Origin of the sequence: Pseudomonas sp. B16120, from assembly GCF_044218845.1 — a bacterium.
Classification (GTDB): Bacteria; Pseudomonadota; Gammaproteobacteria; order Pseudomonadales; family Pseudomonadaceae; genus Aquipseudomonas; species Aquipseudomonas paracarnis.
On sequence record NZ_CP162588.1, the window covers coordinates 4044348 to 4059193 of the forward strand.

General features: G+C 57.3%; 22 protein-coding genes. All 22 read right to left on the minus strand.

From position 1 onward, the window contains the following. Nucleotides 1-6: 6 nt before the first annotated feature. Complete coding sequence (locus AB4P90_RS18620) at nucleotides 7-198, minus strand: hypothetical protein (RefSeq protein WP_198719832.1); 192 nt, start codon at nucleotides 196-198, stop codon at nucleotides 7-9. Next, nucleotides 195-998, minus strand: a complete 804-nt coding sequence (locus tag AB4P90_RS18625) for a phage tail protein (protein ID WP_395605245.1) — start codon at nucleotides 996-998, stop codon at nucleotides 195-197. Before AB4P90_RS18625 ends, AB4P90_RS18620 begins: the two co-directional genes overlap by 4 nt. Beyond that, the gene (locus AB4P90_RS18630; protein ID WP_198719830.1) at nucleotides 998-1657 is read right to left on the minus strand and encodes a DUF2612 domain-containing protein; all 660 of its coding nucleotides are present in this window, start codon (nucleotides 1655-1657) and stop codon (nucleotides 998-1000) included. Before AB4P90_RS18630 ends, AB4P90_RS18625 begins: the two co-directional genes overlap by 1 nt. Then, on the minus strand, nucleotides 1654-2913 hold the full coding sequence (locus AB4P90_RS18635; RefSeq protein ID WP_198719829.1) for a baseplate J/gp47 family protein: 1260 nt from the start codon (nucleotides 2911-2913) through the stop codon (nucleotides 1654-1656). Before AB4P90_RS18635 ends, AB4P90_RS18630 begins: the two co-directional genes overlap by 4 nt. After that, on the minus strand, nucleotides 2913-3278 hold the full coding sequence (locus tag AB4P90_RS18640) for a hypothetical protein (protein ID WP_395605246.1): 366 nt from the start codon (nucleotides 3276-3278) through the stop codon (nucleotides 2913-2915). Before AB4P90_RS18640 ends, AB4P90_RS18635 begins: the two co-directional genes overlap by 1 nt. Continuing rightward, nucleotides 3275-3949 (minus strand): Gp138 family membrane-puncturing spike protein, encoded by a 675-nt coding sequence (locus AB4P90_RS18645; protein ID WP_395605247.1) that lies wholly within the window; start codon nucleotides 3947-3949, stop codon nucleotides 3275-3277. The genes AB4P90_RS18640 and AB4P90_RS18645 overlap by 4 nt, the downstream gene beginning before the upstream one ends. Further along, a complete protein-coding gene (locus AB4P90_RS18650) occupies nucleotides 3946-4896 on the minus strand; it encodes a baseplate hub protein (protein WP_198719826.1) in 951 nt (316 codons plus the stop codon). Before AB4P90_RS18650 ends, AB4P90_RS18645 begins: the two co-directional genes overlap by 4 nt. Beyond that, entirely contained in the window at nucleotides 4889-5191 is a 303-nt protein-coding gene (locus AB4P90_RS18655; RefSeq protein WP_198719825.1) for a phage baseplate plug protein, read from the minus strand. The genes AB4P90_RS18650 and AB4P90_RS18655 overlap by 8 nt, the downstream gene beginning before the upstream one ends. Beyond that, nucleotides 5188-5808, minus strand: a complete 621-nt coding sequence (locus AB4P90_RS18660; protein WP_044274816.1) for a phage baseplate protein — start codon at nucleotides 5806-5808, stop codon at nucleotides 5188-5190. The genes AB4P90_RS18655 and AB4P90_RS18660 overlap by 4 nt, the downstream gene beginning before the upstream one ends. Further along, entirely contained in the window at nucleotides 5805-7346 is a 1542-nt protein-coding gene (locus AB4P90_RS18665; protein ID WP_395605248.1) for a phage tail tip lysozyme, read from the minus strand. The genes AB4P90_RS18660 and AB4P90_RS18665 overlap by 4 nt, the downstream gene beginning before the upstream one ends. A 226-nt stretch (nucleotides 7347-7572) precedes the next feature. Next, a complete protein-coding gene (locus AB4P90_RS18670) occupies nucleotides 7573-8019 on the minus strand; it encodes a phage tail assembly chaperone (RefSeq protein WP_198719824.1) in 447 nt (148 codons plus the stop codon). After that, a complete protein-coding gene (locus AB4P90_RS18675; RefSeq protein WP_198719823.1) occupies nucleotides 8016-8420 on the minus strand; it encodes a hypothetical protein in 405 nt (134 codons plus the stop codon). The genes AB4P90_RS18670 and AB4P90_RS18675 overlap by 4 nt, the downstream gene beginning before the upstream one ends. A gap of 12 nt (nucleotides 8421-8432) precedes the next feature. Beyond that, a complete protein-coding gene (locus tag AB4P90_RS18680) occupies nucleotides 8433-9563 on the minus strand; it encodes a DUF3383 family protein (protein ID WP_395605249.1) in 1131 nt (376 codons plus the stop codon). Continuing rightward, nucleotides 9547-10104 carry an LIC_12616 family protein gene (locus AB4P90_RS18685; protein ID WP_044274823.1) on the minus strand — a complete coding sequence of 186 codons (558 nt, stop codon included), beginning with the start codon at nucleotides 10102-10104 and terminating at the stop codon, nucleotides 9547-9549. Before AB4P90_RS18685 ends, AB4P90_RS18680 begins: the two co-directional genes overlap by 17 nt. Then, nucleotides 10097-10516 (minus strand): hypothetical protein, encoded by a 420-nt coding sequence (locus tag AB4P90_RS18690; protein ID WP_395605250.1) that lies wholly within the window; start codon nucleotides 10514-10516, stop codon nucleotides 10097-10099. Before AB4P90_RS18690 ends, AB4P90_RS18685 begins: the two co-directional genes overlap by 8 nt. Next, nucleotides 10516-11013, minus strand: coding sequence for a hypothetical protein (locus tag AB4P90_RS18695; protein ID WP_395605251.1), 498 nt, complete (start codon nucleotides 11011-11013; stop codon nucleotides 10516-10518). Before AB4P90_RS18695 ends, AB4P90_RS18690 begins: the two co-directional genes overlap by 1 nt. Beyond that, entirely contained in the window at nucleotides 11010-11453 is a 444-nt protein-coding gene (locus AB4P90_RS18700) for a DUF4054 domain-containing protein (protein WP_395605252.1), read from the minus strand. Before AB4P90_RS18700 ends, AB4P90_RS18695 begins: the two co-directional genes overlap by 4 nt. A gap of 62 nt (nucleotides 11454-11515) precedes the next feature. After that, entirely contained in the window at nucleotides 11516-11809 is a 294-nt protein-coding gene (locus AB4P90_RS18705; RefSeq protein WP_395605253.1) for a hypothetical protein, read from the minus strand. Between the two features lie 70 nt (nucleotides 11810-11879). Next, the gene (locus tag AB4P90_RS18710) at nucleotides 11880-12224 is read right to left on the minus strand and encodes a hypothetical protein (protein ID WP_395605254.1); all 345 of its coding nucleotides are present in this window, start codon (nucleotides 12222-12224) and stop codon (nucleotides 11880-11882) included. Between the two features lie 9 nt (nucleotides 12225-12233). Further along, nucleotides 12234-13211 (minus strand): major capsid family protein, encoded by a 978-nt coding sequence (locus AB4P90_RS18715; protein ID WP_395605255.1) that lies wholly within the window; start codon nucleotides 13209-13211, stop codon nucleotides 12234-12236. A gap of 12 nt (nucleotides 13212-13223) precedes the next feature. Continuing rightward, complete coding sequence (locus AB4P90_RS18720) at nucleotides 13224-13733, minus strand: hypothetical protein (protein WP_083377830.1); 510 nt, start codon at nucleotides 13731-13733, stop codon at nucleotides 13224-13226. Further along, nucleotides 13733-14839 (minus strand): DUF2213 domain-containing protein, encoded by a 1107-nt coding sequence (locus AB4P90_RS18725; RefSeq protein WP_395605256.1) that lies wholly within the window; start codon nucleotides 14837-14839, stop codon nucleotides 13733-13735. The genes AB4P90_RS18720 and AB4P90_RS18725 overlap by 1 nt, the downstream gene beginning before the upstream one ends. Between the last annotated feature and the right edge of the window lie 7 nt (nucleotides 14840-14846).

The window sequence follows — 14846 nt, forward strand, 5'->3', positions numbered from 1 at the left end:
TTTCACCTATTGATTAACAAGCTTCCACTTATAGCCAACCCACTTTGGAGTTTTTCCACCGGTAAAAATAGGTGGCCGTTCGTCTGTTGTTCTTGCTGGCAAAAGCCAGTTACCAGGAACTACTTGATCCGCTTCGGCCAATGTTTCACCAACGTAAATTCCATTTTCGTCGTACTGGTATACAATTTTCTGACTCATAAATAACGAATCCATCTAACTTGCACCAAGTTAATAGGGCGAGATTCGGTGCCGCCACTTTCAATGGTTACAATATCCACTCCTCTTGTGCCTATAGCATCTGCACCTACTGCGTAAGGGCCGCCAGTAGGGTCGGGACCGCTGGAGGCCCAAGCTTCAATTGAGTGTGTATGACTTTTATTCTGACTTAACTGAATAGAACTGCCAATTGTTCTTCCGCTATCTATTCCTCGCCCATCATCCAGGCAGCGAGGAAAAACACCGCGCCAGTCAGGTATTCTGAATTGGGTACTCAATTCCCCGCCAAGATTATAAGAGGTGCCAATTTTAGCAAACAGCTTAGGATATGCAGACCTAGAAATGACGGCGCCGTTACATTTCAACCATCCATAATCAGGGCTATCGTTGTGAGAGACATCCTTGTATTCGCCAACGCTACTTGAAGAGTAGAGCGACCTCCCGATCTGGCGCCAGTAGCCATAACTTGAAATAGGGTCGTTGTTTGTATTTGCTGGAGATAGCGACTCGTAATAGTATCCGTCTGTCGCATAGCATGGAGCCCCAAGCCCGTATATAGCCTGGGCATGCCACGTCATCGCTCCCTGACGCTCCAAGTCCTGAAGCGCGCTATCAACTCGATTGTGCCACCAGTTTTCCTGGCCTGCAGGCGGTGCGTCCTTGTCTTGCCCACCCTCCCATCCAGTAGTTAAGCGAATATCCCCTGGCGCCTTGAAGGTATTTAGATTGTCTTCGGACTCGACGCCCTGAGCCCATCTTGTGTTAAAAGGCTGTCGTGCCATTAGGCTAAATCTCCAGGTAGGGTTATGTTTCCGTACTCATAAATATGCGATGAGGACGATTCTATTTCGTCAATTTCGGGAGGAAGCACGAACACCTGGCCGATCCTTGTGCCTTGAGGTCTTGGTATCAGGTCGAAATTCTCAATCAGGTAAAGTGTCGTGTTGTCCAACTGGGAAGCAACGCCCAGATCAAACGACTTATCTCCATTATCGACAAGCGCAGTAACTCTTACGCCTATGATTATTTCAACGAGTTGAATGATGCTGTCAGCAGTTCCATCGCTTATATTTCTAGCAATCTTCGCCTTGATCAGCTTTCGGTACAGATCATTGTTTAGCGGCGCGTCAATGGCCTCGCCATCACCGATATATGGGGCGATGTTGTAATTGGTGTAACTGTCGTTGCCAGCGTATCCAAAGACATCGAACTCGGCGTCACGCAGTATTGGGCGGGCAACACCAACAATCCGTCCGATGATGTCAAGCATCTCTCCTGACACGGTGTCTACGTCGTAGCTCCCATAGATTTGATCAAGTGGGCGCTCGACGCGATCGTTTGATATCTCTGGTGCAATGGTCACCCATCTGACCATCCTGTTCTTGCCGCGATACTCGTTAATGATTCGAGATTTGGCGCGCTCGACGTGGTCCATGATCATGGAATCACCGTGACTTGAATGTTGTCAGGGTCAAAGGTGGCTATCTGGGCAATCGTCGGCTGTATCGGCGTTAACCCTTGAGCTACCGCGCTAATCCCAATCGTCAAGGAAGTGATGTAACTGTCACCATACTGACCGAGCACCTTGTTGACTGGCGTGTATATCCGGCCCGGTGGGACCTTCTCGCCGATGTCATACCCGCCCCTGTTAAAGCCAGTGGTGGTCTCGCCACTGAATAGGCTTCGGGTCGAATCGGCGATAACCGCTTTTTTTATGAGATATTCAATATTTGAAGGCAGATCGCCCTCGCGCTGGATCGTGATGGCAACGAATATCGGAAGCCCGGTAGCGCGCTGGAAGGTCATGACGGCCTTGTTGCCCGTGACGGGTGACGTCACATCAACCTTGACTCCATTCGCGCCTGGTGGATCAACCCATGTGTCAGTCTTCGAACTGTAGCGCGGGAGCATCGGCGTGCCGGGGTTGTGCTTTTGATACATGGCCAGGCCGATGTCAGCGTCAGCCCCGCCATTCACAATCACCGCAATGCCGGTGTAAGGGACGCCGTCGACGTCGAAAGGCGAGTCGCTGCTGTTCTCCAGAACCTTGACGTCGGTAACACCGGGGACACTAGCGATGTTCGCTTCCATGTTGTCCCGCATGTTGCTGCCAGCGCGTGACACACCATTATTCCTGCGGATGCGAAAGTCTTCGTCGCTTTCCGCCGCAACACCTGCAGCTGCCTCCCCATTGGTGACAGAGGACCAACCGCCAATGGGAGTGCCGATAATCGTCAGCTCGCCTGGAGATGCGAGGACTCGGCCCGGGGTCGTGCACGTTGCGAAGCCGGTGGCGGTCTGTCCGACACCTATTACTATCACGGCCGTTGTCAGCCAAACGGTGTTATCAATCCTGCTTCTGACCTGCGACTGAGCAGGAATAGGGGTTCCTGTCTGCCCGGTCACGGTAATGGGTGCGACTGAATAGGTCGCCTCTCGGATCGGGATACCTGAGATTTTGCCGATGTCGCGTAGAGCCTCACCGGTAGCGCTGTCCGGGTCCTTGCTGCGATAGGCCGCTACTACCGCCTCGTCGAGGTTGGCGAACATCTCGGCCTCGATGCCGATCCGCTGACCGTCCGGGCTGTCTGGGTCAATGTTCCATTCAGGGTCAATCGCCAGCGTCTTTTCTTTAATGTCGCCGAGGTACTCGTTCAGCGAGCGCCCGGTGATTCCTTGGTCCGTGATCTGAGCCATTAGACGATCGCCTGAACATAATTGATTTCTGCGTTATCGCCTGAGGTGCTGACGATTGACGCGGTGACGGTAAGTTGTCGGGTATCGATGTCTGTAGTGAGGCTGAATGACGTCATGCCCGCGCACCCGGGTGTTAGCAGGATGCGACGACGAATCACCGACTCGCGAGACGCCAGAACCGATCCTTTGCCCAACACGCTGCCGAACCAGTCCGTTCCGTCGGTTGTATCCAGGAACCACTCGCCGAAGAAGAACTTGAGACGGGTAACTACGTTCTGCGCGACTTCCTCGGCGGTATAGCCTGTCAGGAACTCCTGAGGCCCCATGGCCAGGTCGCCGTCTGCGTCCAGTTTTCGTACCGTCATGGCGTCACCACTCCAGATGTTCCACTTCCAGGCATTACGCCCCCGTGGGTGTGCTCGAGGCCGATGCTGACGCCCTGATTGGTAATGGTGGTCATGGTGGTTACGGCCCGCTCAAAGTTGGCAGGCTGTTCAAAGTTGGCTGCGCACTTAACGTTGAGCGAGACGCCGTCCATTTCGAGCGTCTTGTCATCGCGAATCCAAAAGTAGGACGATCCGTCATTGCTTCGCAGGCGGATTCCGTCATTTGAGAAATCGGTGATCGCGCCCGGGATAGATCTGACTCCAGGGATGAAGTACGCATCGTTGATGGAGAACCTGCGAGGCTCCGACTTAACGGCCACTCCGCCCTGGTCGACCCATGAGTCAATGCACTCCTGGGAGAAGAACAGGACGCCCTCGGTATTTCTGGCAACTCGGCATTCGAGTGTGCCGCCGGCGGCTCCCCAGAACTGAACCGGGACATGAATGATTGGGCGGCGTGGCTGCTGCGAGCCAAGGCGATCTTCCAGCATCAGGCCGATCTGAACCTCTGCCATCTGCGTAGACGGGTCGAAACTCAGGACATGACCAGGAACGCTGGTGCGCATGTTGTCTTTCAGGTACTCACCGAATATCCCGCGCAGCATCTTGGAGTATTCAGCCTGCGTTCTGGAGGAGAGCGGATCACTCATCGGGTTGCCCTTTCTGAAATTCCGGCCTGGGCCGCTGCACTGAGGCGTAGACAGCTGATCTGGCTTTCCCACTGGTCACCGTGGGAGTCGCCCGCGAACACTAGTGAGTTGACCTTGTAGTAGCCCTCGCCGATGGTGCGCGGCACGTCGTAGAAGAAAGCCCCGGAGAACTCGAAGCGAGGCGCCATAGATTCAAGCTTGATGGTGTCGCCGAGCTTTATCTTGGGGTTTAGCGTGTAGCGGATGCCTACTTCGGTGTCGCTGACCACCGGCGAGCCGATCATCCCGGTGCCTGAGCTGATCACGTAGACCTGATTGTCCAGCGCAAAGTCGCGTTTGATGATCTTGATGGCGCCGTTCTCAACCATCCAATCGAATGCGAAGGTCTCGCCAAGCTCGTTCATGCAGGAGGTCGGGCTGCCCTGGAGGACCGTTCCACGCGAGCGGCGCTTGAGTCCTGAGAAATCCCCGTAGAACTGGATCTCGGCGCCGAACACTGAAGCGCATTCCTCAATGATCTGTACGGGGTCAGTCTCGGGCGCCAGGGTTAAATTGATCAGATTTTGATCGCGCTCTTTCGCGGAAGATTTGCAGAAGAAGCGAATCCCGCGAGTAGCGCCGCCATCCTCAAGGTGAATCTGAACGTTGGTGATTTGGCCCACGAATATCGAACCAAACAGCCCGTCGTACCCAGCCTCCAAGGAAATGAACTCATATTTCCCCGTTGAGCCGTCACCTAGCATCTGCCTGGATGCGTAGCGCGACACGTTGTAGATGGTTATTTCGGCAACGCTGAATGCCCCGCCGGCGAAGTGGGTGACCTGGAATGTGAGGCGCAGCCCGTCCTGATCTGGGCTGGTTTCGCTGGGCCGCATCTCGTAAACACGAGAGCCCGTGCTGCGCCCGATCTTCAGCCGGTAGTTGCGAAGAAAGATTTCATCATTCATCTGACCACACCAGAACGTTGTCGATGCCCAGGTTATCGGGCGTTGCCGGGTCTCCCTCCAATACGAGCGACCCGTAGGAAATGGATGGCGGTGGGTAAAGGCCGGCCAGAAGGTCGATGCTCGGCAGAAGGAATCGCCCCATCGTGAGGGGGGAGCCCAAGGCGGTCAGGATGTTCACGCGAAACACCTCAAACCGTGCCATCCATTGCAGCTCTACGGTCACAGTGTTTTTGCCAAGGCGCGCAGTGAAGGTCTGGGCCGGCAGCGCTTGAACGGCAACGCTATAGCGGGTCATGGCATTACCTCTACAGCAGCATCGCCGGCGGAGATCATCGGGGCGCCCTGGGTGGACACAGTGTCGTTCTTCATGAGCTGATCAGCCGATGTGACGCCGCGGCCAACAGTTGAGCGAACAATCCGAACCTGCTGAAGCTCGGCGATAAACACCAGGCCATCCTCGTTCTCTGGGCGCGTACGCTCATCAAGCCGGATGATCATCATGTCGCGCATGATCTCCTTGCCTGTGTCCAGATCGAACTTGGCGCGGGCCTCCATGATGGCGGTGAGGGATGCCCAGGCTGTTGACGCCCGGGTGTCATCACCGCCAGACAGCAGGTATGCCGACACGGCCGTAATCGCCGCCCCGCCAACACCGCCGACGGCCGTAGCAATGGCTCCGGCGCCCATCATGCCGATGTCGTCCAGGCCGAGGCCGAGAGGGCTATTCGATACAGCTCCGGTGAGCAGGTATCGGTTCGGCATGAGAATCGCGTGATCGTTGGTGTTGGCGCCGAACTCGACCGGATATTGGGTCAGCGTGATCGCCTTGCTAGTAATGCCTTCCAGCTTGGCGTCGAACTCAAGAGGGCCGATCTTCGGCAGCGTCTTGGTGAATATGCTCATCAGGCTCATAGTTCTGGGCTCTTGAAGTCCTGCATGGTCTGCTCGGTCATCTGACCCATCTGCTCGTTGAGTACCTGCTTGACCTTCTCTGTGTCGGCGCCGCTGATGTGATACACGCGGTTGTCGGTGTATCCAGCAGCACTTGCTCCGCGCCTGGACGCCTCGCCAGCAGCGTCTGCAGGTCTCTCATATTCGCGGGAGACGATAGAAGCAGCGTCGTAGGAGCTGGTCGCGGCGCGTAGCTTGGTGCCGGCCGACTTCTCGTTGCCCCGAGTCAACTCGTGGTTGATGAACTCAAGCTGTTCGGCGCCGGTGGAGTTGCGGATGTCTTTGCCATATTGCTTGGCGAACTCGGCCTGGCGATCTGGGTGCCACTGGGCCAGGCCGTATGCCTGACCGCCGTCACCGGTAGCGTTTGCCTTGAATCCGCTCTCAGCCTCGAGGTTGGCCGCGATCCCCTCGGCCTGCTCCTTGGTCCAACCTTTGGACGTGAAGTAGTCCACGACAGCGCCAATAGCCTCTCCTCCGCCTTTCTTTAGGCGGTTGTTCAGCAGTTCTGTGTCTTCGCCGCTGTTCAAGCTGCTGGAATACAGAAGGGCTGCAGCGCTGCCGCCGGCGACTGCGAGCATTGAGGCGCCACCAGCGGCCGCAGCACCACCGGCAGATCCAGCGGCAGCAACACCGCCAAGACCAACAATGGCGCGCAGAGCGGCCAGGCCCTTGAGAGCAGCGCCACCACCAAGCAACGCCATGGCAATGGCGACAAGCTCAATGTTGTCAGCCAGGCCGCCGAAGAACTCCTTCAAGCCCGAATCTACGAGCTCTTTGTTGTTTCGGTAGAAGGCTACGAAGTCCTCGGCCATATCGGCCAGGGCCGGGGTCAGCTCTCCGGCGATGGTGTTACCGATATCGGTGAACACCTGGTCAAGTTCGCTGGTTGCCTTGGTCAAACGTGCCGAGTCGTCGATTTGCTTCTGGGTCATCACGGCAAGCTTCCCGCGGGAATCCAGCTGCTTCTCTACCTCGTCGCGACCACGCATCAGCAGACGAACCGTGGAATCGTCCAATCCCAAGGCCTGGCCTGCCAGGCGCTGGTTTAGCGCACTCATGTGCTCGAACTCACCAGCAATACCAGCCAGGGCGTCAGCCGTGTTCTGCGCGCCGATGATCACGTCCGGGTTAAGACCCAGCTTGGCCACGTCGCCAAACCATCCGGTATCACCGGTGATAGGCGATGCCATCAGGTCCTGAATCTTCTTCATTGCAGAGAAGGCATCAGAGGCGCTGCCGCCCTGGGCCTTCAATGCCTGGCCGAGCGACTGCACGTTTTGAGTGCTGAGCCCGGTCAGTTTGTTGAAGTTGTTCAGCTCGGTGCCGGCCTGCTTGAAATCGCCCACCACCTTGTCGATGGCCAGCTTCCCGGCGAACACAGCACCAAGCTGCAGCGCCGATTTAGTCAGCCCACCAAACGCAGCATCAGCCTTCTGGAATGACTTTTCATCGACCTTCATGCCGAGGGCGATCAAGAAGCTTTCGAGAACTTTCAAATTTCAGCCCCTTGAAAAACAAAAGCCCCACGAGTGCAGGGCTATTTCGGTCGATTGGCTTCAGCCAGGTGGCGGGCGTAGATCATTTCGTCCATGACCAGGTTGGCCCGCTTTACCCATCCCAGTGAATGAGTGCCGTCCGTGAGCTGGCTATACGTGCACAGCGGCGGGCAAAGCCCAGGTATGCCAACGCACGGGCGCCACAGCTCCCAATCGACAGCCGGGTTTAGGCGTTCTCCTGACTCGAATCCGGCGCCTCGGCTGAAGCGGTAGATTTCTGGAAGGGGGTCAGGAGTCCGGAAAAATCCTCGAAGGCATTCCCCAAAGCCAGCACAACGATCGTGAAATATGTCTTCAGGCGCCCGGAAAAGTCTTCCATGGTCAGCGGCGTTTGGCTTCCTTCCTTGAAAAGCTTGCCAAGCATGGAGTCGCAGACGAAGTTGAAGTCATCCTCCGGCATGCGCGAGAGCATAGAGCCGACGATGCCGCCGGCAACGATGAACGAGGACGCGCTGCCAAGCTCGGCCAGGGCCAGGCCCTTGATCATTGGCTCTACACCGTACTTGCCCAGGCGGAACAGAACCGCCCGCTGTTTCTCTGCGCTTGGCATACCGAAGCGATAGGTCACACCGTCATGCTCAATCGTTCGGATGTAGGATTCAGCCTGACTCATACGATATTGCCCTTGTTGAACTCGATCACGAAGGTGGCGTCGTTCATGCCTGGACCGCCGCGAGCCATGGACTTTCCGCGAGTGATAACGCCTTCAGAGAACACGCTACCCTCAAGGCCGGAGATTGAGGCATAAGAACCTGAGATTTCAGCCCGGGCTGTTACCTGGGCCTGCATTGCGAGCGCTTGAGGACTGCCGGGCATGAAGTTCACCGTGAGCCGCAGGCCGGGGTTCTTACGATGGAACCGAACAGCGTTACCACCCAGGCCGCGACTGAGGTTCGCTACGTCATCGATGTTCTCAATCGTGAACGGCGGGTCGGTACGGCCCCAGTCGTCCAGCACGCCGACGCCAGTGATGACCACAATGGTGTTTTCTACAGAAAGATCAGATAAAGACATGGTGGTCGATCCTTATTCTACGTTGGCGGTCAAGTCGACGGCATGGATGGCGCCAGCACGGAATAGCCGCATGCTGATCGGAGACGATCCCCGTGCTGCCCGCTCAGCGTCCGAAATCGACAAGATATCCTCGGCCTTACTGAGCATTTCATACCCTTGGCTCGTTTTATCCTCTCCTGTTTCATCATCGGTGTAGGTGCGCTCACCGAGATATCCGTTACTGATGAACTTCTCACCGACTTGGCAGGCGGCATCAATCAGCACCTGCTGGCCTGGCGGTGTCTGACGCAGCTTCGTTGGCACCTTGGTGAGGGCGTTGTACAGCGCTACACGCTCAAAGTTCACGAAAGCGTCAAGGTTGAACACATCGTCGATGTACTCGCCGAAGGTGGAGGTGGACTTCGAGTTGATGATGCGACCCATGTCCTTCTCGCCGCCGGTCTCGACAACCGTGTAGAAAATGGCTCCCTTCGACTTCATGGTGCTGTAGGCGGTAGGGGTGAGGCTTTCCGCATCAATACCCGGCAGCTTCTTGAACTCCCCGGTAATGGTCGAGTTGGCTGCGTTGAAATTGACTCGACTGAATACGGCTGCAAGCTCGAAGCCCGCATACAGTTCAGTGGCGTGACTCACAATGAGCATGCGGCGAGAGCCTTGAATGAAGGCCTTGCTGACAATGTCGGTAGTGATCGCTGGGTCGCGGACTGACGCTTGATTTGTAGTGAACGCAAAGAACTTGTTCGCGGCGTCTCCAGCGGCGCCAAGAGCGAGCACGTCTGCATCTACAGCACGAATGGAGGTTTCGAACTCGTACCAGTAGAACCAGATTCCCTTGCTGATTGCGTCATTCAGCGATTCGACAGGGGTGTCGTCCTCGATGCGCAGATAGATTCGCATGGTCTTCGGCTTGGGAGTCGCCGAAAACCATGCCAGTGCAGCTGCATATGGGTCCGAAGCGATGTTGAAGTCTGCCGCTACTTGGGCCGCCGTGCCGTAGTCACGGTAGGTGCCGGTCACGAATGTCGCATCGCTCGATGAGTCAAAGTCCGCAAACACCATGCCCGCGCCGAAGTTGGAAGTACCAAGCCCGGCCGAGTTGATTAGGACGTTGATGTTGATGATTTCTTCAGCCGGATAAGCCATTTACTTCCCCTTGCGCGACAGCGCCAGATTGTTCGGTTTGCACGGAGAAGCCCGCTCGATAGATCCGCTGTACGCGGTCTTCGGCGATGGATTCGCCATACAGGTAGAGGGTGAGCTGGGAGCGCTCTTCCATGGCGGCCTGATATAGGCCGGTCAGGTTGTTGATTGGTGACACGCGGGACCAGCCAAGCTTTGCAGCGCGCAGGATGGTCTTCACCGGTTCGCGCTTGTTTGCCTCGCACAGGGCGGCGGCATACATCACGGCGCCGGCCCGGTAGAAGTTGATGCTGAACCCCAGGGTGAACTGGGTAGCCACCTTGGCGATGATGTCCTCGTATTGAGGGTCGTCCTGGGCAGGCACGTTGGTTTGCGAGTTGAGCGCCTGACCGAATTGCTCAGGGTTTTGCAGGCGCACCGCGCAGTAGCTGCCAGATGGGGCCGCCGTGTTGTTGTCCGCAAGGATCACCTTATCGGCCGGAAGCCCAGTAACAGCCACGACAATCCGGCATACCGCCTTGGATAGCGCTTTGGAGTCAAGCATCTGTGTGCGCCTCCAGACTGGCTATCTCGGCAGGGTCAAGCTTGGCCACCACGGCGCGGCAGAAGTTGTGCCAGGGCCGGTAATCGGTCGCGATGGACTTCCACCAGGTGGCAGGCTTGTCGGGCGTCTCGGCGAACACGAGGATGTCGGCCAACTTGCCAGGGGTCGAAACCTCGATACCCTTACCATCGTTTCGGTGGATCACCCGAACATCATTGATGCGCTCGGCGCCGATCTGGAGGAATTCGATTTCCTTGTCACTGACTGGCTGCACGTTTGCGTCGAAAGCATCCGTGTAGGTGATGGCCAAGACAGGCTCAAAGTCGACTATCTCGCTGGAGTAGCGGTTTAGCACCACGCCCTTGTGGGTGATGAATGGCCCGCTGACATGGCCGCGCATGTTCAGGCCCATTACAAGCCCTCTTCAATTTGGTCGCCCGGTTCGGCGATGACGTAGCGAATGGACTGACGGAAGGCGCCGGTGTCAATCAGCGGACTGTCAGAGCCCTTCTTGGCAATGGTCGACGGCGCGTTGGGCGGGCTGTCGAGGTCGGTTATTTCCTGCTTGATATGACCCTCGGCCAGCTGGCCCATCTGCTCAAGCAGGGTGGTCATTGCCATTTCGCCGCTGAGTACTTTAGGGATCATCACCTCGGCAAGGCGCTGGTACTGAGGTGCACCCTTGGTAATTGCTGGTTCAAGCACTGGGCGGGCCGGGATGCGGCCATCAGCCGAACCGAAGTTGTTCACTGCTGCGACTGTCGCCAGGGTCAGACCGTCCTCGTAGGTGCCGGCCCCCTCAGGAACACCAGCAAGAACACGAGTTTCGCCGGAGAGTCGCTTGGCGAGCTGCTTCAGCGCTTCCTCGACCTGCTGCGTCCCGACCATGCTTATGGTTGGCTCGATCATACGCAGATAGCCCCCATGCCAGCCCGAGAGCGCAAGTGGAGATACTCGACACCGTATGGAGTCAGGGCCAGGGCCGCTTCCCAGGTCGTAAGCGAGGCGTTCGCGCCTGGAATGGCGTAGGACACCGACTCGTCGCGTACGCCCTTGCTGGACTGAGCGTAGGGCGTCGATGCGCTACCGTCTGCCGAGGTGGCATCAGTCGCCAGCTTGTTCCAAGTCAGGTAATGCGCTGCGAGGGCGAACCAGCTGCGCTGGAGGAATGAGTAGGGCTTGTAATCCCCCCATCCGGCACAGCCACAGCCGCCAAACTCGCCGCGTGCGATGTACAGCGCTTTGGTGATCTTGGCATCAGGCCAAATAGCACTGTCAGAAAATTCTTCGTAGAACGCTCGGAAGTCCGCAATGATCGCCGGCGTCACTTCAATGGTCAGTTCAGCCACGGGTCAGACTCCGGAATGCAAAAAAACCCGCACTTGGCGGGTCTTGTGTGTTGTTTCGTGCGCTACCGGTCGGCGGCGCTGATTGCGCGCCTCAGCTCGGATCGCGAGAACTGCGGAAATTCAAGAGCAATCGACTCAAAAACTCCGCTAGCGTAGCGATTGACCTTTTCGCGCTCAAATTGACTCACGGGCACTATCGAGCCATGAACAATTGGGCCTGTGCATACAGTGCGGTCATAGGCCTCCGTTACGCGATGGTACTTTTCGGCAAGCTGCACCAAAAGATAATCGGTATCGGTGATCTCGAACTTGCCTTCGTACAATTCCTTGAATTGCTCAAAGGTGAATTGGCTCATAGCGGAATCCTTGGCAGGAGGTTGACATGGCCCATCTTAGCTCAAGATGGGCCACGCCACGCACCAGATATTACTCGGCCTTTGGAATCTTAGCCTTCAGCTCATCGAGCTCGGTCTGGAGCGCGGACTTCTCGCCGCCGACGGAGAGCAGTTGAGCGCGCAGGGTTTCAATCTCGGCGCTCAACACTTCGATCTGACCAGCACCGTCATCGGTCAGAACCGGCGCGCCAGACACCAACACGCCATGCTCCTCCCACAACGACCCCTCGGCGAACTCAGCCTGCTCTGGGGTGGTTTGCTCACCAGCCCCCACAGTGCTGCCATCGCCCAGGACCACTGGGTTCTTGCTGATATTGGTCCAGACAGTCGCTTCCGACGAAGAGGATTCACCGGTTTGCTTTTTCTTCGCAGCCATGTGACCCCCTTAGATGCCGTCTACATACAAATGGCTCATCGGAACACGCAGCTCAGTACCAGCAGTGCGCACCACGCCAGCGGCTTCGAAGCGCAGGCCGCCGTGAGACGGGATCGGCGCGTTCAGCGTGTAAGGCATTGGCAGGTGGAACTTGGCGAACTGAGCGTTCTTGGTGTAGACCATCATGCGATTGCCGCCACCAGCGCCGGCGGTGGACGCCTGCAGGATTGGCTCAATCTTGATGTTCAGCACGCGCTCAAGGTAGCTGACCAACGTTTCCGAGGTGTTCGGGATTCGGAAGGTGGTCAACAGGCCGTATTCAACCAGCGGCAGCAGGATGTGTGTCGGGCGGAAAATAGAGTTGGTCTGAGTAGCGTAAACACGCAGGATCGCGTTGTTCAGCAGGGTCAGGATCTCGTTTGCGGCTGTCTCACCACCACCAGCCAGGATCTGGGCGATGGTCTTGTTCGCGCCGCCCAGCAAGGTGCCGGTAGCCACGACAGGAACGCCTGGGTATTTCAGCAGGCCGCCAGTGGTCAGCGAAGGCCAGCGAGCATCACCGACGAACGCCACTCGATCCAGCCACTGCTCGGTCAGGGTGCGGGTTGCGATTGGCTTCTCGGCCAACAGGTTGATCGCGCCACCGAAACCGACGGAGTTGGCGATTTGCATGGCCTTGCCGACTTCGATCTGGGTGTAGGTGTAGCCCAGGCCAGCCTGAACCACGTCAACACCTCCGACCTTGGCAGCGATTTCAGCCAGCGGGAAGTCGTGGGAGACGTCGCCGATTGGCGCCGGCTCACCCTTGTAGTCGAGAACCTTAAAGGCGATCGACTCGGTGTAATCCGGTGCCGAGGTGTCGACGGTCAGGATCGACGGGTATTTGATTTCTGGGTATGGCTGGCGCAGGACTTCCTGTTCAACGTAGGTCAGTTGACCAATCAGGAAGCCCAGTTGCGCCTGGGGGGAAGCGTCGAAAGTCTTCATTCGATCTGATCCTTAAGCGGCGATGGTGGTGGTGACGTCGGACTTGACCTGTACCAGCGCCAACTCACCTGCCGCCGCGGTGGTCTTGAATACGCAACCTGGGAGCAGGTGATTACCTGCTGTGGCTGCGTTGGTCAGCTCGCCTGTCAATGGCACGGCGTAGACCTGGGCGCCCTTGGTGGCACCGGCCAGGGTCTTGACCCAGATACGGCCAGTGCTGAGCAGGCTGACTTCTTCGTTCAGGCGATAGCCGCCAACAGTGTTGCCGCTGTCGGATACCTGGCCAGTCATGTAGTTACCGCTCACGCCCACAGGCTTACGCACGGAGATGCCCAAGAAGAAGCCAGCGCCAGCGGCTGGAAGTGCGCCTTGCTTGTCGACAGTGGCGGAAACCACGGCGCGTGCAAATGGAATGGCGACCGATGCGACGGCGGTGGTTACATCCGCCATGCTCAGGTCATTGATCTGGCCTTCGTAGGCCTTGCCGGCGTACTGGCCGAAGGTATCAATTGCAATGCCCATTATTTGCCACCATTCAGGAATTTGTTGTAGGCGTCAGTACCGTCTTGGGTCGGCTTCAGGCCGCGTGCGGCTGCGTCCCTGGCGAACTGGCGGAGGCTGTCGTTGACTTTCGACTTGTCGTCATCGTCGTCTTCGTCCTCGGTTTTCTTCTCTTCAGCTTCGTCAGCCGCAGCATCGAATGCGGCGGTTACGTAGGCTTCGGACTTGGATGCCCAGTCGCGAGTCGGCTTGAGTTGAGCCATTGCGGCGCGCTTGATCTCCAGAGAGGAGACCAGGCCTTTGGCGTCGAAGGACTTAACGACCTTGGCAGCAAGTGCGATGGTGTCGAGGGTTGCTTTCACGCGCAGGCCGATAGCGGCGTCAGAAGTCTCCTTCTTGGCCTCTTCCAGTTCTTCCTCTGCCGAGTCCTTGGTGGCTTCGGCCTTGTCTGCGCGCTCAGACTCTTCGTCAGCGAACTTTTGCAGTACCGCGAAGGCGTCCTCAACAATGACTGCTGTGTCTTCGTCGAGCACGACGGAGCGTGTTTTTTTGGAGTCCAGAAAAAGCTTCCGGGTCGCCATAGTGGTAGTACCTTTCGGTTTGTGATCAAAAATACGGGCGACCTTTCCGGCCCGTGCTGCTTCTACAACGGCGTTGTGATTGATTTGAATGTCACGCTGCTCGTATTCGTAGGCGGTGCCGTCGGGGGAAACGCCAGGGGCTTCCACGTATTCAGCGAGGTAGCCGGGGGATAGTTCGGCCTTGCCGGACTGGATGTCGTCGATGGCTGACTGATCCTTGATGATCATGTCCACCACCAGGTTGTCGCCGTCACGCTCAACGCCACGCACATGTCCGACCGAGACATCCTTGAACGTGGTTGAGTCGACCAGATCGTCGGGGTGGTCGTTGGTAACGTCCTTGTCGAGGTAGGTGGCCATCGACTCAGGCTTGAACACCTCTTCTGGCGAGCGGTAGACGTTTACGATGCGCTCAGGCCCATCCAGATCCAGTTCGCTCGACAGGTACTGATAAACCCCTGTCCGGGCCGCCACTCCCTTCACGCAAAGGAAGCCTTCAGGCGTGACAGTGCGCGACGAAGGCTTGAAGGCCTCATCGATGGTCATTCTTTTC

What these genes read in the sequence shown, in the direction of transcription:
- AB4P90_RS18620 (WP_198719832.1), bottom strand. Translation starts at nt 198, where the DNA reads ATGAGTCAGAAAATTGTATACCAGTACGACGAAAATGGAATTTACGTT.
- AB4P90_RS18625 (WP_395605245.1), bottom strand. Translation starts at nt 998, where the DNA reads ATGGCACGACAGCCTTTTAACACAAGATGGGCTCAGGGCGTCGAGTCC.
- AB4P90_RS18630 (WP_198719830.1), bottom strand. Translation starts at nt 1,657, where the DNA reads ATGATCATGGACCACGTCGAGCGCGCCAAATCTCGAATCATTAACGAG.
- AB4P90_RS18635 (WP_198719829.1), bottom strand. Translation starts at nt 2,913, where the DNA reads ATGGCTCAGATCACGGACCAAGGAATCACCGGGCGCTCGCTGAACGAG.
- AB4P90_RS18640 (WP_395605246.1), bottom strand. Translation starts at nt 3,278, where the DNA reads ATGACGGTACGAAAACTGGACGCAGACGGCGACCTGGCCATGGGGCCT.
- AB4P90_RS18645 (WP_395605247.1), bottom strand. Translation starts at nt 3,949, where the DNA reads ATGAGTGATCCGCTCTCCTCCAGAACGCAGGCTGAATACTCCAAGATG.
- AB4P90_RS18650 (WP_198719826.1), bottom strand. Translation starts at nt 4,896, where the DNA reads ATGAATGATGAAATCTTTCTTCGCAACTACCGGCTGAAGATCGGGCGC.
- AB4P90_RS18655 (WP_198719825.1), bottom strand. Translation starts at nt 5,191, where the DNA reads ATGACCCGCTATAGCGTTGCCGTTCAAGCGCTGCCGGCCCAGACCTTC.
- AB4P90_RS18660 (WP_044274816.1), bottom strand. Translation starts at nt 5,808, where the DNA reads ATGAGCCTGATGAGCATATTCACCAAGACGCTGCCGAAGATCGGCCCT.
- AB4P90_RS18670 (WP_198719824.1), bottom strand. Translation starts at nt 8,019, where the DNA reads ATGAGTCAGGCTGAATCCTACATCCGAACGATTGAGCATGACGGTGTG.
- AB4P90_RS18675 (WP_198719823.1), bottom strand. Translation starts at nt 8,420, where the DNA reads ATGTCTTTATCTGATCTTTCTGTAGAAAACACCATTGTGGTCATCACT.
- AB4P90_RS18680 (WP_395605249.1), bottom strand. Translation starts at nt 9,563, where the DNA reads ATGGCTTATCCGGCTGAAGAAATCATCAACATCAACGTCCTAATCAAC.
- AB4P90_RS18685 (WP_044274823.1), bottom strand. Translation starts at nt 10,104, where the DNA reads ATGCTTGACTCCAAAGCGCTATCCAAGGCGGTATGCCGGATTGTCGTG.
- AB4P90_RS18690 (WP_395605250.1), bottom strand. Translation starts at nt 10,516, where the DNA reads ATGGGCCTGAACATGCGCGGCCATGTCAGCGGGCCATTCATCACCCAC.
- AB4P90_RS18695 (WP_395605251.1), bottom strand. Translation starts at nt 11,013, where the DNA reads ATGATCGAGCCAACCATAAGCATGGTCGGGACGCAGCAGGTCGAGGAA.
- AB4P90_RS18705 (WP_395605253.1), bottom strand. Translation starts at nt 11,809, where the DNA reads ATGAGCCAATTCACCTTTGAGCAATTCAAGGAATTGTACGAAGGCAAG.
- AB4P90_RS18710 (WP_395605254.1), bottom strand. Translation starts at nt 12,224, where the DNA reads ATGGCTGCGAAGAAAAAGCAAACCGGTGAATCCTCTTCGTCGGAAGCG.
- AB4P90_RS18715 (WP_395605255.1), bottom strand. Translation starts at nt 13,211, where the DNA reads ATGAAGACTTTCGACGCTTCCCCCCAGGCGCAACTGGGCTTCCTGATT.
- AB4P90_RS18720 (WP_083377830.1), bottom strand. Translation starts at nt 13,733, where the DNA reads ATGGGCATTGCAATTGATACCTTCGGCCAGTACGCCGGCAAGGCCTAC.
- AB4P90_RS18725 (WP_395605256.1), bottom strand. Translation starts at nt 14,839, where the DNA reads ATGACCATCGATGAGGCCTTCAAGCCTTCGTCGCGCACTGTCACGCCT.